Source organism: Blautia sp. Marseille-P3201T (assembly GCF_900120295.1).
GTDB lineage: Bacteria > Bacillota > Clostridia > Lachnospirales > Lachnospiraceae > Blautia.
On sequence record NZ_LT635469.1, the window covers coordinates 546,915 to 568,871 of the forward strand.

Consider the following 21,957-nt stretch of genomic DNA (forward strand, 5'->3'; position numbering starts at 1 on the left):
GAGTGGCCCCAATCCGGTCCGGTGATTCCGTTATCATCAAATGAAGTGGTTAGTAAAGCATTCGCTTTTAACAAAAAGGGTGGAACCGCGGATAATTGTGAGAATAATCCGTCCCTTGCAGTCAGAAACAGGCAGCAGGGGACGGAGTTTTTTTATACATTTTATCACTCCTTTCCTGCAAAAAGAAAGAGAGGAGAATAGAAATGATTGTTACATTAAAAGATGGTTCAAAAAAAGAGTACGCTGAAAGCAAGTCTGTATACGAAATTGCACTGGATATCAGTGAAGGTCTCGCAAGAGCAGCCTGTGCAGGTGAAGTAAACGGAGAAGTAGTGGATTTAAGAACACAGGTGTCAGAAGACTGTGAGCTGAATATTTTAACAGCAAATGATGAAAAAGGTCTGGCAGCTCTTCGTCATACAGCATCTCATGTATTGGCTGAGGCTGTGAAAAATTTATATCCAGAAGCAAAACTGGCAATTGGACCTTCTATTGACACAGGATTTTACTATGACTTTGATCATGAGTCTTTCAGCCGTGAGGAATTAGATGCACTGGAAAAAGAAATGAAGAAAATCATCAAAAAAGGTGCAAAGATTGAGCGCTATACAATGCCAAGAGAAGAAGCCATTAAATTCATGGAAGAAAAAGGCGAAGATTATAAAGTAGAGCTGATTAAAGATTTACCGGAAGGAGAAGAAATTTCCTTCTATTCTCAGGGAGATTTTGTAGATTTATGTGCAGGACCTCACTTAATGAGTACAAAAGGCGTAAAAGCATTTAAACTGATTTCTTCTTCAGGAGCTTACTGGAGAGGTGATGAAAAGAATAAAATGCTTTCCCGTATTTATGGTACTGCTTTTGGCAAAAAAGATGAATTAAACGAATATTTAGAGCAGTTAGAAGAAGCGAAAAAGAGAGATCACAATAAATTAGGACGTGAAATGGGCTTGTTCACAACGGTTGATGTTATCGGACAGGGACTGCCTCTTTTAATGCCAAAAGGTGTAATTATGCTGAAAGAACTTCAGAGATGGATTGAAGATCTGGAAGACAATGAATGGGGTTATGTTCGTACAAAAACACCATTGATGGCAAAAAGTGATTTGTATAAAATTTCAGGTCATTGGGATCATTATAAAGAAGGTATGTTTGTACTGGGAGATGAAGAAAAGGATAAAGAAGTATTTGCCCTGCGTCCAATGACTTGTCCATTCCAGTATTATGTATACAAAGCAAACCAGCATTCTTACAGAGAACTGCCTATCCGTTACGGTGAAACTTCTACTTTATTCAGAAACGAAGACTCCGGTGAAATGCATGGACTTACAAGAGTTCGCCAGTTTACAATTTCAGAAGGTCATTTAGTTGTAAGACCGGATCAGATGGTAGAAGAATTTAAAGGCTGTCTTGCATTGGCAAAACATTGTCTGGAAACCTTAGGCGTAGAGGAAGATGTTACTTACCATTTATCAAAATGGGATCCGGAAAATAAAGAAAAATATATTGGAGAGCCGGAAGTTTGGGAAGAAACAGAAGGTCACATCAGAAACGTTCTGACAGAACTGGGTATTCCTTTTGTGGAAGATGTAGGAGAAGCAGCTTTCTACGGACCAAAGGTAGACATCAACGCAAAGAACGTATATGGAAAAGAAGATACTATGATTACCATTCAGTGGGATGCACTTTTGGCAGAGCAGTTTGATATGTATTACATTGATGAAAACGGTGATAAGAAACGCCCATGTATTATCCACAGAACTGCAATGGGATGCTATGAAAGAACACTGGCATGGCTGATTGAAAAATATGCCGGATTATTCCCAACATGGCTGTGCCCGGAACAGGTTCGTGTACTTCCTATTTCTGAAAAATACGGAGATTATGCAAATGAAGTTCAGAAACAGTTAAAAGCTAACGGAATTCGTTCCAGCGTGGATAATCGTTCTGAAAAAATCGGTTATAAAATCAGAGAAGCACGTCTTGAAAAAGTTCCTTATATGCTGGTTGTGGGAGCAAAAGAGGAAGAGGATAAAGTTGTTTCTGTAAGAAGCCGCTATTTAGGAGATGAGGGACAGAAACCATTATCTGAATTTATTGATGCAATCTGCAAGGAAATCCGTACAAAGGAAATCCGTAAAATCGAAGTAGATGCTCAGGGGAACAGAATTGAAAAATAGAGTATAGAATTGCAGAAAAGGAAAATACTATCACTGATAAATTAAAATTCAGGAGGTAGTAAGATGCCATTATTAAATTGTACTGTTAGAAATTGTATGTATAATAAGGACGAGTATTGTGCAAAAGGTGATATTCTGGTAGATGGAAGAACTGCAAAAAAATCTGAAGGAACATCTTGTAAAAGCTTTGTGGAAAGAAGAGAAAGTGCAAGTAACAGCTGTGGATGCGGCAGCGCAACTCCACACATTCAGGTAGAATGTAAAGCTTGTGAATGTACCTTTAACAAAGAAGAAAGATGTGATGCAGAGGAAATTACTATTGCGGGAAGAAATGCATGTAAATGTTCCGATACAGAATGTGGAAGCTTTTCTGTAAAATAATTGTATAGGATTTAACCTTTTTAAAGTCGGTACAGATTTGAAAAATCTTGTATCGACTTTTTTTCGCCAACAAACACTTTGCAAAACAGAAAAAATGTGTTATGCTGTTAAAGTATTAATACAGGTTTAGGATAATTCAGGATGTTAACTCGTGTCAATTCAGACAAAATATTTCCATTAGACAATAATTGAAAAAGGTATAAATTCGGAAAGGAATGCAGAATGAGAGAAAAATATGAATCCCTGTCACTTGGAGCATTAAAAGAAGTGGCAAAAGCCAGAGGCTTAAAAGGAATTTCAACATTAAAGAAAAGTGAATTGGTGGAGCGTATGGTGGAAGAAGATCAGAAAGAGAAAAGCGTGGAAAATAAACAGGTTGAAGCAAAAGGTACAGAGAACAAAAATGAGGAAATAAAAGGTTCCAGGGCACCGATGGAACAGTCTGAATTAGACAGTGGCATTACTGTAAAGGGAATTTTAGAAGTATTGCCTGACGGGTATGGGTTTATCCGAAGTGATAATTATTTACCAGGAGAAAACGATGTATATGTATCTCCATCCCAAATCCGTCGTTTTAATCTGAAAACAGGAGATATTTTAAAAGGAAATACCAGAGTTAAAAGTCAGAATGAGAAATTTTCAGCTCTTTTATATGTTACTTATATTAATGATATAAAGGCAAATGAAATGCATCGTATGAATTTTGAAGATATGACACCAATTTTTCCAAATAAGCGTCTGCATTTAGAACGTCCGGGTGGAAGCATGGCTATGCGTATTACAGATTTGGTGAGTCCTATCGGTAAAGGTCAGAGAGGAATGATTGTATCTCCGCCGAAAGCGGGTAAAACAACTCTTTTAAAAGATGCAGCAAAATCTATTTTAAAGAATAATCCGGAAATGCATTTGATTATTCTTCTGATTGATGAACGTCCGGAGGAAGTTACGGACATCAAAGAGGCAATTCAGGGGAAAAACGTGGAGATTATCTATTCAACCTTTGATGAACTTCCGGAGCATCATAAGCGTGTTTCTGAGATGACCATTGAAAGAGCAAAACGTCTGGTAGAACATAAAAAGGATGTTACGATTTTTATAGACAGTATTACCAGACTTGCAAGGGCGTATAACCTTACCGTTCCACCAAGTGGACGTACTTTGTCCGGTGGTCTCGATCCGGCAGCTCTGCACATGCCAAAGAGATTTTTTGGCGCAGCCAGAAATATGAGAGAGGGCGGAAGTCTTACTATTCTTGCAACAGCTCTTGTAGATACAGGAAGCAAGATGGATGATGTTGTATATGAAGAATTTAAAGGAACCGGCAACATGGAATTGGTTCTGGATAGAAAACTTCAGGAAAAGAGAGTCTTCCCGGCGATAGATATTGCTAAATCCGGGACAAGACGAGAAGATTTGCTTTTAAGTCCTGAAGAACAGGAAGCAGTGGATATTATGCGTAAAGCATTAAATGGAATGAAGAGCGAAGAAGCCACAGAGAATATCTTAAATATGTTTGCAAGAACAAAAGATAACGCAGAATTTGTTCAGACGATTAAGAAACAGAGAATTCTTTCATAAAGAATAGAGGTTTTAGGGAATAACACTTGCAATTATTATGAGAATATGGTATACTGCAAAAGCTGTTTGAATTTGAAAACGCAATAAAACAATATAAATAATAAAAATATATAAGAGGTGAATAAAATGAGAGAAGGAATCCATCCAAATTATCAGGAATGTACAGTAACATGCAACTGTGGAAATACATTTAAGACAGGTTCTACAAAGTCTGAGCTCCGCGTGGAAGTTTGCTCTAAATGTCATCCTTTCTATACAGGACAGCAGAAAGCTGCACAGGCTCGTGGACGTATTGATAAATTTAATAAGAAATACGGCATGAATAAATAAGAGGTAGGAGAGGCTGAGGTTTTACAACTTCAGCCTCTTATTGTGTTTGGAGGAAAACATGAAATCATCAAATATTGGCGGACAGGCTGTAATGGAAGGAATTATGATGCGCCATAAGGATGTATACTCTGTTGCAGTCAGAAAGCCGGATAAAGAAATAGAAGTAAAGGTTGAAGATTATAAAAGCGTTGTGAAATGCAAGAGCCTTCAGAAGCTTCCTATTCTGCGAGGCGTCTTTAACTTTATCGACTCTCTGGTGGTAGGAACAAAGTGCCTGATGTATTCTGCCACTTTTTTTGAAGATGAGGAAGATTTAAAGAAGAGAGAGCAGTTAGAAGGCGAGGAAAAGGAAAAAGAGCTGGCCAGGAAAGAGAAAGCAGATAAAGCAATGATGACAGGAACAGTTATTTTGTCGGTGGTGCTGTCTGTTGGATTATTTATCGTTTTACCTTATCTGTTGGCAAGTCTTCTCAGAAACGTAGGCGTTTCTGAAACGGGGATAACACTGGCAGAAGCAGCTGTACGAATTATCCTATTTTTATCTTACATGCTGCTGATTTCGAAAATGCAGGATATTCAAAGAGTATTTATGTATCATGGTGCAGAGCATAAATGTATTAACTGTGTAGAGCATGGTCTTCCCTTAACTGTAGAAAATGTTATGAAAAGCTCAAGATTTCATAAAAGATGTGGAACCAGCTTTTTATTTTTTGTAATCATTATCAGTATTATTTTCTTTTTGGGATTTTTCGCGGTAGTTCCGGTAAAAACCATGTGGCTTCGCGTGCTGGTGCGAATATTGTTAGTTCCTGTAATTGCAGGAATATCCTATGAAGTTATTCGTCTAGCGGGAAACAGTGATAATGCAGTAGTAGCATTTTTCTCAAAGCCGGGAATGGGACTTCAAAAGCTTACAACAAAAGAACCTACACCAGATATGGCAGAAGTAGCAATTGAAGCAGTTGAAGCAGTGTTTGACTGGAAAGCGTATCTGAAAGAGAATTTTCCAAATGTAAAGATAGACGGGGAATGTTGATGAAAACATACAAGGATGTTTTAGAGTATGGGAAAAAGAAACTTCTGGGATGTGAAATAGAAGATGCACAACTTGATGCATGGCTTCTTTTAGAACATGTATCTGGGATATCCAGAAGCTGGTATTTTGTACATGAAAACGAAGAAATCAGTCAGGATTGTATAGAAAAATATCAAATACTGATTGAACAGCGGGGAAAACATATTCCTCTGCAGCAGCTTACAAAAGAAGCTTATTTCTACGGAATGAAGTTTTTTGTAAATGAAAATGTACTAATTCCCAGACAGGATACAGAAATTCTGGTAGAACAGGTTCTGAATTTATCAAAAGGAAAAGAAAATCTGAAGCTTCTGGATATGTGTACGGGAAGCGGCTGTATTTTATTAGCATTGTTGTCAAATTTAAAGCAGGCGTCAGGAACAGGGGTAGATTTGTCTGAAAAAGCTCTTGAGGTAGCACAGCGAAATGGCAGGGAACTGGGGATAGAAGTTTCCTGGATACAGAGCAATTTATTTGACAAAGTGTCTGGAAGTTATGATATAATCGTTTCAAATCCGCCGTATATTGAGACTTCTGTTATTGAAGGTCTGATGGATGAAGTAAAGTTGTATGAACCCCGCATGGCGCTGGATGGAACAGAAGATGGTCTGTTTTTTTACAGGAAAATTACAGCGCAGGCAGGAGAATATCTGAACAACAATGGGATATTGGCTTTTGAAATCGGTTACAATCAGGGAGAAGCAGTATCAGGATTTATGAAAGAGAATGGATACAAGGAAGTTCAGGTTTTGCAGGATTTGGCAGGACTTGACAGAGTAGTCACAGGAAGAATTAAGAAGGAGGAACAACATGTTTGATAAATTAGAGGACATCTTAGTCCGCCTTGAAGAAATTTTAAATGAGTTAAATGAGCCTACAGTGGCAAACGATACAACAAGATTTCAGAAGCTTATGAAAGAGCAGAGCGAGCTTCAGCCTATTGCAGATGCTTATACAGAGTATAAAAACTGCAAGGAAACCGTAGAGGACAGCTTGATGATGCTTGATGAAGAGTCTGATGAAGAAATGCGCGAAATGTTAAAAGAAGAGCTTTCTGATGCAAAAAAACGTATTGAAGAATTAGAACAGGAACTGAAAATTCTTCTTTTACCGAAAGACCCAAATGATGATAAAAACGTTATCGTGGAAATTCGTGCAGGAGCAGGCGGTGATGAAGCAGCTTTGTTTGCAGCTGAGATTTACAGAATGTATGTAAAATATGCAGAGTCTCAGAACTGGAGAACAGAGATGTTAAGCTTAAATGAAAACGGAATTGGCGGTTTCAAGGAAGTTACCTTTATGATTAACGGACAGGGCGCTTATTCCAAACTGAAATATGAAAGTGGTGTACATCGTGTACAGCGTGTGCCGGAAACAGAAAGCGGCGGACGTATTCATACTTCTACCATTACTGTTGCAATTATGCCGGAAGCAGAGGAAATTGACTTTGAACTGGACTTAAATGACTGTAAGTTTGATGTTTTCAGGGCATCCGGAAATGGTGGTCAGTGTGTCAATACCACAGACTCCGCAGTGCGTCTGACACATATTCCTACGGGAATTGTAATTTCCTGTCAGGATGAGAAATCACAGTTAAAGAATAAGGATAAAGCCTTAAAGGTACTGCGTTCCCGTTTGTATGATATGGAGCTTCAGAAACGTCATGATGCAGAAGCAGAGGCAAGAAGAAGTCAGGTAGGGACAGGCGACCGTTCTGAAAAAATCAGAACTTATAACTTCCCGCAGGGACGTGTGACAGACCATAGAATTAAGCTGACACTTCATAAGCTGGACAGTATTATGAATGGAGATATTCAGGAGATTATTGATAACCTGATTGCGGCGGACCAGGCTATACGCTTAAGCGGCTTAGAAAAAGATGCCTAAAACTCCTAGTTTTACGCTGATAAGGAAGTATTCACAACAACTTATCACTAACGCTGACAGACAGGGTGCAAACAGAAACAGAGGGCTAATCACTTTCAATGGTGGTCGGCTCTCTGTTTTTCTATCTTCACTTTGTTACGCAATAGAACGTCATTTTTGAGGGTAGGAAGTATAAAATATCGTCTAAGCGTTTTACACATTCTGCAAGCCGCATAAATCAAGCGTTTTTTACCCTCTACTGCGTAACATATCTATCCCCAAATCAGCAGTTTTATAAAGCGGGTGGATTAGACCGTTTTTGAATATTGCATAACTTCCGTTGTTGGATTATCCGATATTGGATTATCCGATACCAGGTTATCCGACATCGGAAAATCCAACGCAATTAAATAAAAATATAAATAACTAAAGAAATACCAAATACGGATTTAATCAAATACCCATTCCCTTCCTATCCTTTCCCTAACCCCTTTCCTTTGGTCAAGACAAAGCGGCAGAGCCGCCGGAATGGAAAGGAATGGAACGGAAACGGCAATATAAAAATATCGTTTGTTAGTCAAAACGGAATTGCAGGATAGCTTTGATAAGCTGTGCTTTCAAACGGCCTTGAATATCGTCGTTAATATGCCCACGATAGGTAGACAGATATTTAATCTGCGCTGTGTAATGCAGAATTTCGACAACAGCATGAAACAAAATAAATGTGAAAGGGGGAAGAAGATGCAAGTTGTTATCGAGATATCCAAAGAAGTATTGTACGATACAAAGCAAACGATAGAACAAGCAACAGACTTTGCAAAAAGTGTAACTGCATTAGGATTTTATAAGCAATATGGGGTATAGAAAAAATCTAAAATGCTGACAGATACATAAAAAATGAGGGATGCACATAGAATAAAACAGGTATGATTTGTCCTTGACAAAGGAGTTTGTTGAGGATATACTGTACCTAGTGATCGCACTACGGAAACTTGAGAAGCCCGTAGTCCGGAAGGCTCCTGCGGGGGCCTTTCGTTATTTTCAGGGAAGTACAAAGGCGGCGGGAAAATGAAGAAAAAAGGATTTTTAACATATGATGAGCAGATTGCCTTTTTAAAAGAGGAAAAGAATCTGGAAATACAGGATGAAGAATATGCTAAAAAGATATTGTTTAAAACAGGATATTTCCCGTTGATCAATGGATATAAAGAGGCATATAAGAATCCAGTAACGAACCAATTTCAAGATGGTATTACTTTTGAAGATATTTATGAACTGTATCAATTTGACAATGATTTGCGAAGTATTTTCATAAAGTATATTTTAATGGTGGAGAGGAATATCAAGTCTTCCTTATCGTATCATTTTTGCCTTACATATGGTGATATGCAGGATGATTATCTGGACATTAACCATTATGATTATTCAGGCAAGAAAAAGATAGTGATTCAAAATATGTTGAAAATCATGAAAGGCCAGCTTAGAAACGATAGTGACTATGTGTACATCCGTCATTATATGAAAAAATATAAGTATGTACCATTGTGGGTGCTGTTTAATGTATTAACAATTGGACAGTTATCGAAAATATATAGCTGCCAGAAAGGCCGGGTACAGATACAGGTTTGTCAGGATTTTGGACCGATTAAGATCAATGAGATGATCAAAATGTTAGCAGTTATGACAAAGTTCAGAAATGTGTGTGCTCATAATGATCGTCTGTTTGACTTTCGTACCAAGGATGCTTTATGTGATATGAAAATTCATGAAAGACTTTCCCTACCAAGAGAGTATGGACGATATGTGTATGGAAAAAATGACTTGTTCGCACAGTTGATTATCTTGAAACTTTTATTGCCGGAAGACGAGTTTAAAACGCTTTTCCATGAATTAAAAGTGTGCTTCCGAAAACATCCAGTACATAAAGAAGTCTTGGGGAAAATGGGATTTCCAACGAAATGGGAGAAAATCGGAAGAATAAAAAAATTTACGAAAACAGAGTTAAAATAATAAAGAAGATATGAACATCAGGCAGGATATGTTCCCATAAAAAGGCAGGTATCCTGCCTTTTTTGCATGAAAGAGAGGAAATTCATATGAGAAAATTTTATACAGCAGAAGCAGTAACAGAAGGACATCCGGACAAATTGTGCGACCAGATCGCAGATACAATCTTGGATGTGTGTCTGAAGAATGATGAAAATTCCAGAGTAGCCTGCGAGGTACTTGCTACAAAAGGGAATATCATTGTGGCAGGAGAAATCACCAGTACCTATGAACCGGATGTGTTTGGGGTGGTAAGAAAAGTATTGTCCGAGGTGGGAGTTTCCAGTAAGGAAATTCATATGGATACCTTTGTCCATCAGCAGAGTCCGGATATTGCAGAGGCAGAGGAAAATTCCAAAGAGAAACGAGAAGGCTTGTGAAGGATTTAAAAGCCATTGACGGTGTAACAGAAGTGAAAATCGGGAAGCAATTATATGCTTATGACGAAAAGGGAGAACTTCATTCTATTGCTGTTTTAGACCGTAAGCTTTTTGAAAAAGAAAGGAAAGGATCAGGCGTATTAGGGACAGTAGATTATGACAGAGCATCAAAAAACAATGCAATTTTTCATGGTTGGTCACACTTTATTGCAGATACCGGATATGAAATCGGAGATACTGTTTCCTTTCAGTTAGGAGGAAAGCAGGGAGAAATTTCTTATCAAGGAGAATTGCAGGGAGCTTTCGGTTCAATAAACGGTGATTGGGGAATTACAGAAGATACTTATAAAAATCTTGGATTTGCTGATGCAGAGGAAAACATCGGAACAATCTGGGTAGATTGCAAGAAATCAGAGCGTAAAAATGTAGAAGCCGCCATAAAAGAGCTTTTGGAAAACAAAGACCATTATGAATTAAGTAGCTTTGAAGGGGAAGTGGAGTCTCTCGACTCAATGATGGCAATAATGAAAACCATGGGTTACAGCTTCCTGCTGTTAATCGGAATGATTACTTTTATGAATATGGCAAACACCATGATTTTAAATGTCATTACAAGAAAGAGAGAGTTGGGTGTGCTGCAGGCAGTGGGAATTCCGGCAGGATACGGACTTTTCCTGTATGGTAAGAAAGCAGGATTAACAGGATTTGATGTTTATCACTTCCCTAGTGTGGAAATTTTAGTAATGATTTTCATTTTGGCAGTTCTTCAGATTGGCTTGTCCTTTATGCTCAGCAGAAATGTGAAAAAGGAGTCACTGATTGACAGAATTCGATATTAAGTTACTCTGGAATTTTGCAGAAGTACGGAAGTCAGAAGGTGTACAATGTTTATAGTGCTTAAATTGACGTACAAAATAACTGATGTTTTCGTATCCATTATTGAGTGCAACTTCCGTAATAGGTGCAGTAGTTTTTAGAAGCTGAGCAGCAGCTTGATTAATACGATATTCATTTAAGTAGGCAAATGGTGTTTTGCCTACTTTTTCTTTGAAAAATTTGCAGAAATAATTTTTATTCAGAGGAATACATTCTGCAAGAGCTTCCAGTGTTACAGGCTCCATATAATGCTTTTCTATATAGGAAAACACAGATTTTAAAGAATGATTTTCAAAATCTTTTTCAGCTTCATGCTTTTGGGCAGAAGAAAAGGCGTGTTCCTGAAATAGAATTTCCAATATCTGCAAGAGTATAATTTTTATGGAAAGTGCAGTATTGGCAGAGGTGTCTTCTAAATAGAGTCTGGCTGCCTTTGATATCAAAGAACCAATTTGCAGGCTGATTTCCAAAGAGAGAGAACTTCCTTCAGGAAACAGCAGTTTTTTTGACAGTAAAGGAGTAAGAAGCTCATTTTGACAAATATCATATTGAGAAAAACTTAAAAAGGACATGGGAAATAAAAGAGCATAATGGTGGGAAACTTCACTATGACCGAAAATTCCATGAACCATACCGGGATTGATAAAATATACATTTCCCTCTGTTAAAAGCTGAGAGTTGGTTTCTGTGCGAAGCATCAGGCTTCCTTTGGTGATATATATAAATTCTGTTTCTTCATGCCAGTGGTAAGGGGCGAAGTATTGTCCGCAAAAATCTTCCTGAGACAGAGCCTGGAAAGGAAAGTAAGGTGTTCCGTGTGGATTTTCTTCCTGAATGTTAATTTTATACATAATAATTTCGCCCTTTCTTGTAATTACATAAATAAAAGTGAATATAGTACAAATAAAGAGTAACATATTGCAAGAATTTAAGAAAGAGTTTTTTTATACTGAAAGTAACGAAAAAGAACTGTGAGGTACATACTATGAATAAAACATGGTGGAAAAATAGTGTAATTTATCAAATTTATCCAAGGAGTTTTGCAGATAGCAATGGAGACGGAATTGGAGATATTAAGGGAATTACTCAACATCTCGATTATTTAAAGGAACTGGGCGTAGATGTTATCTGGCTGTCTCCTGTTTATCAGTCTCCTAATGATGATAATGGATATGATATTTCCGATTATCAGGCAATTATGGAAGATTTTGGAACAATGGAAGATTTTGATGAAATGCTTTCAGAGATGCATAAAAGAGGAATAAAGCTGGTTATGGATTTGGTAGTGAACCATACTTCTGATGAACATCCGTGGTTTGTAGAAAGCAGAAAGTCAAAAGATAATCCTTATCGTGATTACTACATCTGGAAAGAAGGAAAAGATGGGAAAGAGCCAAATAACTGGGGAGCATGTTTTGGCGGTTCTGCATGGGAATATGATAAGGAAACAGAAATGTACTATTTACATTGCTTTTCTAAGAAACAGCCTGATTTAAACTGGGAAAATGAAAAAGTCAGAAAAGAAGTTTTTGATATGATGACATGGTGGTGTGAGAAAGGTGTAGATGGATTTCGTATGGACGTTATCAGCATGATTTCTAAAGATCCTGCCTATCCTGACGGAGTTTCTCATAATGGCTTATATGGTGATTTTGGCCCTTTTGTCTGCAATGGTCCTCATGTTCATGAGTATTTACAGGAAATGAACCAAAAAGTGCTTTCTAAGTATGATTTGATTACGGTTGGTGAAGCGTCTGGCGTTACTGTAGAAGAAGCAAAAAAATATGCTAATTTAGACGGAACTGAGCTAAACATGGTATTCCAGTTTGAACATACAGACATTACATCTGGAAAGAATGGAAAATGGACAGACGAGAGATTTAAACTCAGAGATTTGAGAAAAATATTGAATAAATGGCAGACAGAGTTGGAGGGAAAAGCATGGAACAGTCTTTATTGGGATAACCACGACCAGCCAAGAGCTGTGTCTCGCTTTGGAAATGACGGACCAATGTATCGTGAACTTTCAGCTAAAATGCTGGCAACCTGTCTTCATTTGATGAAGGGAACACCTTATATTTATCAGGGTGAAGAAATTGGTATGACAAATGCTTATTTTAACAAACTGGAAGATTATCGTGACATTGAAAGTATTCATGCTTTTGAAGAGCTGACAGAAAATGGTCTTCTTACAGAGGAAGAAATGATGAGCGCTTTAAAGGCAATCAGCCGTGATAATGCCAGAACTCCTATGCAGTGGGACGATAGTGAAAATGCAGGATTTACCACAGGCACACCATGGATTAAAGTAAATCCTAATTATTTACAGATTAATGCAAAGGCGGCTTTGGAAGATAAAGACAGCGTGTTCTATTATTATCAGAAATTAATCCAGATGCGTAAGGAATATGAAATTATTATAGACGGTATTTTTGAAGGCCTTCTGGAAGACGATGAAAATATTTACGCATACCAGAGAAAACTGGGAAATCAGACTTTAATTGTAGCTTGTAATTTCAGTGATAAAAAAGTACCGTGTACTTTGTTTGAGGGAGCAGCAGGCGGTAAAGAAATGATTTCCAACTACAAAAACCATGAGACAGGAATATTGAAACCTTACGAAGCAAGAGTTGTACTGATAGAAAATTAAAAAATAACTTCTGCATGAGATAAATGAGGTTGTCGCATTAAATGTTTTGGGATAATGTTTAAAGCGACAGCCTTATTGTTTTTTGGAAAATTTTATTTTCACTCTTTACTGCCAAACTAACATTTTTGCAACATTAGCTGTTAGGGCTGTGCAAATGGAGGAAAGAAGTGTAAGATAAAACCAGGTGATGAATATGAAAATTTTAATTGTGGAAGACGATTTTGTATTAGCAGAGGAAATTTTGCGTCTCTGCAAACGTTGGGGTTTTGAGGGCGAGTATCTGGAAGATTTTTCAGATGTAGATAAGCAGTGTGAAAGCAGTCATTGTGATTTAGTTCTTATGGATATTAATCTGCCTTTTTATGATGGGTTTTACTGGTGCCAGAAGATTAGAAGTGTATCAAAAGTTCCCATATTATTTTTATCCAGCAGAGACCAGAATGCAGATAAGGTTATGGCAATGGTTTCCGGTGGAGATGATTATGTGGAAAAGCCTTTTGATGCGGAGCTTTTGCTGGTGAAAATCCGTTCTCTTTTAAGACGAAGTTATGAGTATACTCAAAGTGACAGGGAATATCTGGAGTCCGGACTTGTTTATGACCGTGGACAGGGGATTTTACTTTACAAAAATCAACCTATAGAAATGACGAAATCTGAGAACAGAATTATGGGTATTTTGGCAGATTATAAAGGGCAGGTAGTGGATAGAGAGACGTTAATGCAGGGATTGTGGAATACAGATGAATATGTGACAGACGTTTCTTTAACGGTGCTGGTATCACGGCTTCGGAGTAAAATTTGTACTGCGACAGGAGGAAGTTCCTGTATTTATACCAGAAAAGGGAAAGGGTATTATTTGCAATGAGGAAATATTTAAAAGAAAGATGGGCGGTACCGATTACAGAAGTGGGATTTGCGGCCTTTTTGAATATATACCTGACACAGCTCTGTGCCACGTCTCTTTATAGACAGGATGTTTTGTATTTGAATGTGCTGCTTGCTGTTTTTGGTATGGTTCTTTTGTTCTTGGATTATAGTCAATGGAAAAAGAAGAAACAACAGGAAGAGGAACAGAAGGAACTTCTTGCATATACGAATAAAGAGTTTTTGGAATGTAAAGAAAAACTGGAAAATCTGTCGGATTATGTTACCAAATGGACCCATGAAATAAAGCTTCCTCTTGCTGCTTTGCGCCTCATGAATGGAAGAAATCAGGATTTTTCTTTAAAAAAAGAAATGCAGGACTGTATTGTGCGTACGGAAAATTTGCTTCATACCGTGCTTATGGGAAGTAAACTGCAAAGACCTGAAAATGATATATGTATGGAGAGAATTTCTCTGGAAGAAGCAGTAAAAGAAGCAGTAAAAAATCAATCTTATTTTCTCATTCAGTATGGTTTTGAAATAATTTTAGAGATAAAAGATGTGTGGGTATACAGTGATAGAAGGTGGCTTATTTATCTTTTAGACCAATTTATAGCCAATGCCATCAAGTACAGAAGCGTTAATCCCAAACTTGTATTTTCCTGTGAAAAACAGGGAGAAAATCAGATGTGTTTAAAGGTCGAAGACAATGGAATTGGAATTTCTAAGGAGGACTTACCTTACATTTTTGATAAGGGATATGTAGGAAAGAATTTGAGAAAAGGGGATTATCATTCAACGGGAATGGGACTTTATTTTGCAGGAAAAATAGGAAAAATGCTGAACCTTTCTTTAAAAGCAGTACCGACACAAGAAAGAGGAAGCTGTTTTGAACTGGGATTTTGCGATATGGCAGAACATTTTATGATGTAGCCGTATGTTACAGAAATGTTAGATTGGAAAGAAAACTGTTGGATAAATGAAAGGATTTTTTGAAACCTCTTTGCTAAAATAAAGATACAGATTAGGAGGTAAGTATCATGAAAAAAGTTTTAGAAGTCAGAAATCTTTCCAAGAATTACGGAAAAAAAGGATATGAAACTGCTGTGCTGAAAGACATCAGCATGGACATTTACGAGGGTGATTTTATTGCCATTATGGGACCAAGTGGGGCAGGAAAAACTACATTTTTAAATATGCTGTCTACCTTAGATAAGCCTTCATCAGGGAAAATTCTTTTAGAAGGGCAGGATATTACGGCTTTAAGCAACAAGGAGCTTTCTTTAGTAAGACGAGATAAAATCGGATTTATTTTTCAGGAATATAATCTGCTGGATAATATGACAGTGCAGGATAACATTGCCCTTCCTCTCTCCTTAAACGGAGCGCCGCAAAGAGAAATTATCAGAAAGGTGCAGGCAAGAGCCGTGGATTTTGGACTGGAGTCTCATTTAAGAAAGTACCCTTATCAGCTTTCCGGAGGACAAAAGCAAAGAGCTGCCAGCGCCAGAGCGTTGATTACAAAACCACGTATTTTGTTTGCAGATGAACCTACGGGAGCGCTGGACAGCAAGTCCGGAAAGGATTTATTAGGGTGTCTGAAAAATGCCAATGAGCAGGAAAATGCCACGATTTTAATGGTAACTCACGACGGTTATACGGCAAGCTATGCAAAGCAGGTATACTTTTTAAAAGACGGAAAAATTCACAGCCGCCTGACGCAAAAAGACAGCAGAAAAGCATTTTTTGAGGAAATTATGACGATGCTGGCAGTCATGGGAGGTGAGGGAGAATGAAGCTCTTATCTCTGTCCTTTTCCAACTTTAAACGCAGTGTCAGGGAGTACGGAATGTTAATTCTTTCCCTTACTTTTTCAATTTTTGTATTTTTTAATTTCCAAAGTGTTATTTATTCTGACTCTATGGATGTTCTGGAAAATTATAATAAAGAGTATATTGACATTATTGTTCAGGCTGCATCCGTAGTATTCGGTGTATTTTTATTTTTCTTTATCTGGTATGCTTCCAATGTCTTTCTGAACCAAAGGAAAAAGGAAATCGGAATTTACATTTTTATGGGGCTGGATAATGTAAGAATAGGAAAAATGTATATGCTGGAGTCGGTATTTATCGGGTTGTTCTCACTGCTTGCAGGGATTGGAACAGGCGTCTTGTTTTCCAAGCTGTTTCAAATGCTTCTTTTAAAGCTGTCTGACATCAGCGTAGACATTAAGTTCTTTTTTTCATGGGAAGCGATACTGATTACAGCAGGAATGTTTCTTGTTATTTATGGTCTGATGACCTTAAAAAGCTACCATACTTTAAAGACCAGCAGTGTCTTAAATTTGCTTTCCGGTGCAAAACAGCAGGAAATGCAGAAAGAAAAGTGGATCATTACATTTCTGAAAATTGCAGGTGGTGTGGGTATTCTGCTTTTTGGATATTATTTGGCGTGGGATACAGGAGATCTCAATTCTTTAGGAAATGCTTTAGGGGCTGTTGTTCTGGTAATTGTAGGGGTTTACCTTTTGTTTTCCGGTCTTATTCCTGCCATACTTCGCAAGCTTTCCGGAAACAAATATTATTTGTATAAGAAAGAGCGTACTTTATGGGTAAATAATCTGGCGTTTCGTATGAAAAAAAATTATAGAACGTATGCAATGGTAACGGTGCTGATGATTTGCTCTGTGACTGTCATGGCAATTTCCATAGCAATGAAACAGCGCTATGAAAAGCTTACACATTTTGACCAGACTTATACTTATCAGGTATTAAGCAGTGAAGAAAAAAACGGAGAAGAAATTGCCAAGGGAATTGAGCAGGAGAATAAGGTGAAATTCTGGAATGAAATGCAGGTGGCTATGGTAGAGCCTTCTGTGGTTCACAGCAAATATACTTATACAGCTTATGGATTGGTAGCTTTTTCAGATGTGAAACAAGCGGCGAAGAAAGCGGGACTTCCTTTTGCTTATAAAGAGCTGAAGGACAATCAGGCAATCGAGCTTTCTCATGAAGTCCTGATGGATATATCAGGTGGTGCGATTGAAAACTACGAGCAAAAAATCGGAAGTGAAACGTATGACGTGATAAAATCCGATAATACGCCTTATTTTGGAGCATTGCAAAATAATACGAAGATTTTTATTCTCAGCGACAAAACTTTTGAAAATTTGAAGAGTTTAGGAAGCGTCACATATTTTTATAATTACAGAATTCAGGATATGAAAAATATGGAGGCGTCCAAATCATATCTGAATACACTGGCACAAAGCAGTGAGGACGGACAGGCATTTACAGGCGTAAATTATACACAGATAGACGGAAGGCAGGACAGTTGGATAAGAGTCATGTATTCCCTTTGCATCTTTATGTTTGTAACCCTTGTACTGGCAGCAGGAAGTATTATCTTTTTGAAAATCGGCAATGAGGTATATGAGGATAAAGAACGATACAAAATTTTGGAGAAAATGGGAATTCAAAAGAAAAGTCTGAGAAAATCTGTACGAAATGAAATTTGTTTTACTTATTATTGTCCTTTTATTCTCATGACAATTACATCCTATTTTTCCGTAAAAGCACTGGGAAATGTTATGAGAGAAAATTTACTCATGGTAAACATCTGGAGCATGGGAATTATTCTTTTGGTATTTACGGTGATTTGTGTAATATCTGTTTATACGGCAAGGAAAAAGCTGTCCTTAACTTCATAAAAAATAAAGATAATTGTTGACAAAGAAAGTACAATATGATATAAGTTATTCATGGCTAACTGAAGGGCGGTTGTCGCATTAAGTGCATAATTTAAATGCTGTTTAATACGACAGCCTCTTTTTTTGAATGAGAGTAAGTCTAAACTAACTAATATCGTGCGGAGGAAATCATGAGAAAAACAAAACGTGGATTGTGGATAGGAATTGGATTTTTAATGATGGGGGCAGGAGCTGTTGGTGTTATTTTGCCGATTTTGCCTACAGTTCCCTTTTTGATGGCAGCATTGTGTTGTTTTACAAAAGGGTCAGGAAAACTGGAAAACTGGTTTCGACAGACTTCGTTGTATCAAAAACATTTAGAGCCCTTTATGGATAAAAAAGAAATGACAAGAAAAGCCAAACTTACGGTTATGATTTCTATGACGATTTTTATGGGAATTGGCTTTATCATGATGGAACAAGTGCCTGTTGGCAGAATGATTTTAGCAGCAGTCTGGATGTTTCACATTCTTTACTTTACTTTGGGAATAAAGACAGCAGAGAAAACCTGTACAGCAGGAGAAAATTTTAATTAGGGAAAAGAGGGCAGAAGATGATTAAAAAAAGACTAATCGGACTTCTAAAAGAGTCTAAAAAATATATTGTTCAAAATGTACTTTGGCAGTGGCTGGGATTATTGGCACAGATAGTGGCAATTTTAGCCATAGGACAGCTTTTGAATACTGCCATATTTGGTAGTATAACCGGCAGACAGCTTTTTCTGACGGGGATGATATGCGTAAGTGTTATTTTCCTTAGAATGATAAGCGACAAGAAAGCAGCAGAGGATTCGTTTCTGGCAAGCTCTGACGTAAAAAGAGTTTTGCGTGAAAAGATATATGAAAAACTGGTACGCCTCGGCTCATCTTATAAAGAACAGATTTCTACTTCTGAGGTGGTGCAGCTTTCTGTGGAAGGTGTGGAGCAGCTGGAAACGTATTTTGGAAGATATTTGCCGCAGTTTTTTTACAGCCTGTTAGCGCCAATTACTTTGTTTGCAGTGCTTTCTTTTATTAGTTGGAAAGCCAGTCTGGTGCTGCTGATTTGTGTGCCTCTTATTCCCATTTCCATTGTGGCGGTACAGAAATTTGCCAAAAGACTTTTGAAAAAATATTGGGGCAGCTATACCGAATTAGGTGACAGTTTTCTGGAAAATTTACAGGGACTTACAACTTTGAAAATTTATCAGTCCGATGAAAGAAAAGCACAGGAAATGGACGAAGAAGCAGAAAAATTCAGACGCATTACCATGAAAGTGCTGACGATGCAGTTAAATTCCATTAGTGTTATGGATTTGGTAGCTTACGGAGGCGCTGCTGTTGGAATGATTGTTGTGGTTCGAGAATATATAAATGGAAGCTTAGGCTTTGCAGGAGCCTTTGCTATTTTACTGTTAGCATCAGAATTTTTTATTCCTCTGCGTCTGCTGGGGTCTTTCTTTCACATTGCAATGAATGGGATGGTAGCCAGTGATAAAATTTTCCGACTGTTGGATATGCCGGAAAGAGAACAGGGAACAGAAGAAGCTTCGGGAGAGAACTTAGACATCACATTTGAAAAGGTGAGCTTTTCCTACGAAAAAGAACGTCCGATTTTAAAAAATGTGAGCTTCCATATTTCAAAGGGACAATTCGTTTCTCTGGTAGGAGAGTCAGGGTGCGGAAAAAGCACAGTTGCTTCTTTGATTTTGGGAAGAAACAGACAGTATGAGGGACGCATTTTGCTGGGAGGCATGGATTTAAAGAAGATAAAAGAAAAGAGCTTAATGGAGCATGTTACTTTAGTAAGACACAACAGTTATCTGTTTAAAGGAACAGTAGAGGAAAACCTTCTTATGGGAAATCCCAATGCCACACAGGAACAAATGACAGAAGCATTAAAAAAAGTAAACTTATGGGAGTTTTTGAAAGGTAAGGAAGGTCTTGAAACAAAATTAGCAGAAAAAGGAAGTAATTTTTCAGGAGGACAGTGCCAGAGACTTTGTATTGCCAGAGCGCTGCTTCATGACACAGAAATGTATATTTTTGATGAAGCGGCATCAAATATTGATGTGGAAAGTGAAGAAATTATTATGGATGTAATCCGTCAATTAGCAGAAACAAAAACAGTGCTTCTGATTTCCCACAGACTTGCAAATGTAAAAAAATCTCACTGTATCTATGTGCTGAGAGAGGGCAAAATTGTGGAAACAGGAACACATAAAGAATTAATGGAACAGCAAGAAGTATATAAGGAAATGTATACGACACAAAAAAATCTGGAAAATTATGGATTAGAACAGGAGGCATCAGCATGAAAAGAAGAAGCGGAATGAAAGTAATGGGACAGCTTATCGGGCTTATTGTACCACTTTTGCATGTCATGCTGGCAGCAATTTTCTTGGGCGTAGCAGGTTTTTTATGTGCTATTTTTCTTACGATTTTAGCAGGAACTGCTCTGATGTATTTTGATACGCCGGCGATTGTGACAATCCATATTAAGATTTTAATTGCTTTTGCGGTTTTAAGGGGTATTCTCCATTATGCAGAGCAGGCATGCAACCATTATATAGCTTTTAAATTATTGGCGATTATCCGTCACAAGGTATTTGCTGCCCTCAGGAAGCTGTGTCCGGCAAAACTAGAAGGCAGAGACAAAGGAAATCTGATTTCTATTATTACCAACGACATTGAGCTTTTAGAAGTTTTCTATGCTCATACAATTTCACCTATTGCCATTGCATTTTTCACTTCTCTCATTATGGTATTTTTTATCGGAAGATATCATATTTACGCCGGTATCTGGGCGCTTGTTTCTTATCTTTTGGTAGGTGTGGGCGTACCGTTATGGAATGGAAGGAAAAGTGCTTCCACGGGAATGGAATTTCGCTCCGGTATCGGAGAATTAAACAGTTATGTATTAAATTCTCTCAGAGGGTTGGAAGAAACCATACAGTATGGGCAGGAAGAAAGAAGAAAACAGGAAATGTCTAAAAAATCAGTGGAGCTACTGAAAAAACAAAAAGAGTTAAATCGCATGGAAGGAAATACAAGAGCACTGACGAATCTGCTGATTTTACTCAGCTCCTTTGGAATGTTATTTTTTACATTGGCTCTTTATAAAAATCAACAGATGAGCATGGATGCAGTAGTTCTCTGTACCATCTCCATGATGGGTTCTTTCGGTCCGGTTGTGGCGCTTTCCAATCTTTCTAATAATTTAAATCAGACGTTGGCAAGCGGAGAACGTGTGTTGTCCATTTTAGAAGAAGCGCCTAAGGTGGAAGAAGTTTTCGGAAAGAAAGAAGTAAGCTTTGAAAATGCTTCTTGTGAGCATGTAACATTTTCTTACGAAGATGAGGTGATTTTAAAAGATTACAGTATTTCTCTGCCAAAAGGAAAAATTATTGGTATTCACGGAAAAAGTGGTTCAGGAAAGTCTACACTTTTAAAACTGTTTATGCGTTTTTGGGATACAGACAAAGGAACAGTAAATATTTCAGGAACAAATGTAAAGGACATCAATACAAAAAATCTGCGTGATATGGAAGCTTATGTAACACAGGAAACATATTTATTTCATGATACCATAGCAAATAATATTAAGATTGCGAAACCGGAGGCTTCCAGAGAGGAAGTTATGGAGGCAGCGAAAAAAGCAGCTCTTCATAGCTTTATTGAAAAGCTTCCAGAGGGCTATGATACCCAGGTGGGAGAGTTGGGTGATACACTTTCCGGTGGGGAACGTCAGAGGATTGGGATTGCCAGAGCATTTCTTCATCAGGCGACCTTTCTTATGTTGGACGAGCCTACCAGCAATTTAGACTCTCTGAATGAAGGAATGATATTAAAAGCGTTGAAAGAAGAATGTGCAGAAAAAACAGTGGTTTTAGTATCACACAGACAGTCTACCATGAAGATTGCAGATGAAGTGTATGAGATGGAGAACGGAAGGATTTCTTAAAAAAGCAAAAAGCTATCATATTAAGTGATAATCAGAAAATC

General features: G+C 37.7%; 19 protein-coding genes, 2 pseudogenes and 1 other annotated feature (1 of these 22 cut by a window edge). Of the genes and pseudogenes, 19 read left to right on the forward strand and 2 right to left on the reverse strand.

Annotated elements, in window-relative coordinates; genetic code table 11:
* Window positions 1-119 (forward strand) — a binding site (T-box leader) (it extends 98 nt beyond the left edge of the window).
* Window positions 120-203: 84 nt separating this feature from the next.
* The 7 genes from thrS to prfA all read left to right on the forward strand — a co-directional run bounded on the left by thrS (window position 204) and on the right by prfA (window position 7,431).
* Complete coding sequence (gene thrS / locus BQ7352_RS07600) at window positions 204-2,180, forward strand: threonine--tRNA ligase (protein ID WP_072448337.1); 1,977 nt, start codon at window positions 204-206, stop codon at window positions 2,178-2,180.
* 63 nt (window positions 2,181-2,243) lie between these two features.
* Entirely contained in the window at window positions 2,244-2,561 is a 318-nt protein-coding gene (locus tag BQ7352_RS07605) for a DUF1540 domain-containing protein (protein ID WP_072448339.1), read from the forward strand.
* Window positions 2,562-2,783: 222 nt separating this feature from the next.
* Window positions 2,784-4,139: a transcription termination factor Rho gene (gene rho / locus BQ7352_RS07610; RefSeq protein ID WP_072448341.1), complete on the forward strand. Its 1,356-nt coding sequence runs from the start codon at window positions 2,784-2,786 to the stop codon at window positions 4,137-4,139.
* Window positions 4,140-4,265: 126 nt separating this feature from the next.
* A complete protein-coding gene (gene rpmE / locus BQ7352_RS07615; protein ID WP_003022634.1) occupies window positions 4,266-4,469 on the forward strand; it encodes a 50S ribosomal protein L31 in 204 nt (67 codons plus the stop codon).
* A 58-nt stretch (window positions 4,470-4,527) separates the two neighbouring features.
* Complete coding sequence (locus BQ7352_RS07620; RefSeq protein WP_072448343.1) at window positions 4,528-5,505, forward strand: DUF1385 domain-containing protein; 978 nt, start codon at window positions 4,528-4,530, stop codon at window positions 5,503-5,505.
* Entirely contained in the window at window positions 5,505-6,362 is an 858-nt protein-coding gene (prmC, locus tag BQ7352_RS07625) for a peptide chain release factor N(5)-glutamine methyltransferase (RefSeq protein WP_072448345.1), read from the forward strand. Before BQ7352_RS07620 ends, prmC begins: the two co-directional genes overlap by 1 nt.
* The gene (prfA, locus tag BQ7352_RS07630; RefSeq protein ID WP_072448347.1) at window positions 6,355-7,431 is read left to right on the forward strand and encodes a peptide chain release factor 1; all 1,077 of its coding nucleotides are present in this window, start codon (window positions 6,355-6,357) and stop codon (window positions 7,429-7,431) included. Before prmC ends, prfA begins: the two co-directional genes overlap by 8 nt.
* A 552-nt stretch (window positions 7,432-7,983) precedes the next feature.
* Here prfA and BQ7352_RS15235 read toward each other — a convergent pair.
* Window positions 7,984-8,202 carry a helix-turn-helix domain-containing protein gene (locus tag BQ7352_RS15235; RefSeq protein ID WP_442855666.1) on the reverse strand — a complete coding sequence of 73 codons (219 nt, stop codon included), beginning with the start codon at window positions 8,200-8,202 and terminating at the stop codon, window positions 7,984-7,986.
* Between BQ7352_RS15235 and BQ7352_RS15010 the strand changes: the two are divergent.
* The 4 genes and pseudogenes from BQ7352_RS15010 to BQ7352_RS07650 all read left to right on the forward strand — a co-directional run.
* Window positions 8,152-8,271 (forward strand): annotated as a pseudogene (locus tag BQ7352_RS15010) (UPF0175 family protein); the annotation flags it as partial. The gene BQ7352_RS15235 and the pseudogene BQ7352_RS15010 sit on opposite strands and share 51 nt — an antisense overlap.
* Window positions 8,272-8,478: 207 nt before the next feature.
* Window positions 8,479-9,420, forward strand: a complete 942-nt coding sequence (locus tag BQ7352_RS07640) for an Abi family protein (RefSeq protein WP_072448350.1) — start codon at window positions 8,479-8,481, stop codon at window positions 9,418-9,420.
* 86 nt (window positions 9,421-9,506) lie between these two features.
* A pseudogene (locus tag BQ7352_RS14430) lies at window positions 9,507-9,833 on the forward strand (S-adenosylmethionine synthetase N-terminal domain-containing protein); the annotation flags it as partial.
* Window positions 9,833-10,675, forward strand: coding sequence for an ABC transporter permease (locus BQ7352_RS07650; protein WP_242948552.1), 843 nt, complete (start codon window positions 9,833-9,835; stop codon window positions 10,673-10,675). The pseudogene BQ7352_RS14430 and the gene BQ7352_RS07650, both read left to right, overlap by 1 nt.
* Here BQ7352_RS07650 and BQ7352_RS07655 read toward each other — a convergent pair.
* A complete protein-coding gene (locus tag BQ7352_RS07655; protein ID WP_040351202.1) occupies window positions 10,649-11,563 on the reverse strand; it encodes an AraC family transcriptional regulator in 915 nt (304 codons plus the stop codon). The two genes, BQ7352_RS07650 and BQ7352_RS07655, sit on opposite strands and share 27 nt — an antisense overlap.
* 134 nt (window positions 11,564-11,697) lie before the next feature.
* Between BQ7352_RS07655 and BQ7352_RS07660 the strand changes: the two genes are divergently transcribed.
* From BQ7352_RS07660 to BQ7352_RS07695, 8 genes are all read left to right on the forward strand, one after another.
* Entirely contained in the window at window positions 11,698-13,362 is a 1,665-nt protein-coding gene (locus BQ7352_RS07660) for a glycoside hydrolase family 13 protein (protein ID WP_072448354.1), read from the forward strand.
* Between the two features lie 193 nt (window positions 13,363-13,555).
* Window positions 13,556-14,227 carry a response regulator transcription factor gene (locus BQ7352_RS07665; RefSeq protein ID WP_072448674.1) on the forward strand — a complete coding sequence of 224 codons (672 nt, stop codon included), beginning with the start codon at window positions 13,556-13,558 and terminating at the stop codon, window positions 14,225-14,227.
* Window positions 14,224-15,159 (forward strand): sensor histidine kinase, encoded by a 936-nt coding sequence (locus tag BQ7352_RS07670; protein WP_072448356.1) that lies wholly within the window; start codon window positions 14,224-14,226, stop codon window positions 15,157-15,159. Before BQ7352_RS07665 ends, BQ7352_RS07670 begins: the two co-directional genes overlap by 4 nt.
* A 107-nt stretch (window positions 15,160-15,266) precedes the next feature.
* Window positions 15,267-16,022: an ABC transporter ATP-binding protein gene (locus BQ7352_RS07675; protein WP_072448358.1), complete on the forward strand. Its 756-nt coding sequence runs from the start codon at window positions 15,267-15,269 to the stop codon at window positions 16,020-16,022.
* On the forward strand, window positions 16,019-17,935 hold the full coding sequence (locus tag BQ7352_RS07680) for an FtsX-like permease family protein (RefSeq protein WP_072448360.1): 1,917 nt from the start codon (window positions 16,019-16,021) through the stop codon (window positions 17,933-17,935). Before BQ7352_RS07675 ends, BQ7352_RS07680 begins: the two co-directional genes overlap by 4 nt.
* 170 nt (window positions 17,936-18,105) lie before the next feature.
* The gene (locus tag BQ7352_RS07685; protein WP_072448362.1) at window positions 18,106-18,510 is read left to right on the forward strand and encodes a YbaN family protein; all 405 of its coding nucleotides are present in this window, start codon (window positions 18,106-18,108) and stop codon (window positions 18,508-18,510) included.
* Window positions 18,511-18,527: 17 nt separating this feature from the next.
* Window positions 18,528-20,270: an ABC transporter ATP-binding protein/permease gene (locus BQ7352_RS07690; RefSeq protein WP_072448364.1), complete on the forward strand. Its 1,743-nt coding sequence runs from the start codon at window positions 18,528-18,530 to the stop codon at window positions 20,268-20,270.
* On the forward strand, window positions 20,267-21,916 hold the full coding sequence (locus tag BQ7352_RS07695; protein ID WP_072448366.1) for an amino acid ABC transporter ATP-binding/permease protein: 1,650 nt from the start codon (window positions 20,267-20,269) through the stop codon (window positions 21,914-21,916). Before BQ7352_RS07690 ends, BQ7352_RS07695 begins: the two co-directional genes overlap by 4 nt.
* The last annotated feature ends 41 nt before the right edge of the window (window positions 21,917-21,957 follow it).

Bases quoted from the DNA above. Each gene is read 5' to 3' on its own strand.
- rho (WP_072448341.1), top strand. From the start codon at position 2,784: ATGAGAGAAAAATATGAATCCCTGTCACTTGGAGCATTAAAAGAAGTG.
- BQ7352_RS07695 (WP_072448366.1), top strand. From the start codon at position 20,267: ATGAAAAGAAGAAGCGGAATGAAAGTAATGGGACAGCTTATCGGGCTT.
- thrS (WP_072448337.1), top strand. From the start codon at position 204: ATGATTGTTACATTAAAAGATGGTTCAAAAAAAGAGTACGCTGAAAGC.
- BQ7352_RS07690 (WP_072448364.1), top strand. From the start codon at position 18,528: ATGATTAAAAAAAGACTAATCGGACTTCTAAAAGAGTCTAAAAAATAT.
- BQ7352_RS07660 (WP_072448354.1), top strand. From the start codon at position 11,698: ATGAATAAAACATGGTGGAAAAATAGTGTAATTTATCAAATTTATCCA.
- prfA (WP_072448347.1), top strand. From the start codon at position 6,355: ATGTTTGATAAATTAGAGGACATCTTAGTCCGCCTTGAAGAAATTTTA.
- prmC (WP_072448345.1), top strand. From the start codon at position 5,505: ATGAAAACATACAAGGATGTTTTAGAGTATGGGAAAAAGAAACTTCTG.
- BQ7352_RS07605 (WP_072448339.1), top strand. From the start codon at position 2,244: ATGCCATTATTAAATTGTACTGTTAGAAATTGTATGTATAATAAGGAC.
- BQ7352_RS07620 (WP_072448343.1), top strand. From the start codon at position 4,528: ATGAAATCATCAAATATTGGCGGACAGGCTGTAATGGAAGGAATTATG.
- BQ7352_RS07675 (WP_072448358.1), top strand. From the start codon at position 15,267: ATGAAAAAAGTTTTAGAAGTCAGAAATCTTTCCAAGAATTACGGAAAA.
- BQ7352_RS07685 (WP_072448362.1), top strand. From the start codon at position 18,106: ATGAGAAAAACAAAACGTGGATTGTGGATAGGAATTGGATTTTTAATG.
- BQ7352_RS07655 (WP_040351202.1), bottom strand. From the start codon at position 11,563: ATGTATAAAATTAACATTCAGGAAGAAAATCCACACGGAACACCTTAC.
- BQ7352_RS07640 (WP_072448350.1), top strand. From the start codon at position 8,479: ATGAAGAAAAAAGGATTTTTAACATATGATGAGCAGATTGCCTTTTTA.
- BQ7352_RS07665 (WP_072448674.1), top strand. From the start codon at position 13,556: ATGAAAATTTTAATTGTGGAAGACGATTTTGTATTAGCAGAGGAAATT.
- BQ7352_RS07670 (WP_072448356.1), top strand. From the start codon at position 14,224: ATGAGGAAATATTTAAAAGAAAGATGGGCGGTACCGATTACAGAAGTG.
- rpmE (WP_003022634.1), top strand. From the start codon at position 4,266: ATGAGAGAAGGAATCCATCCAAATTATCAGGAATGTACAGTAACATGC.
- BQ7352_RS07680 (WP_072448360.1), top strand. From the start codon at position 16,019: ATGAAGCTCTTATCTCTGTCCTTTTCCAACTTTAAACGCAGTGTCAGG.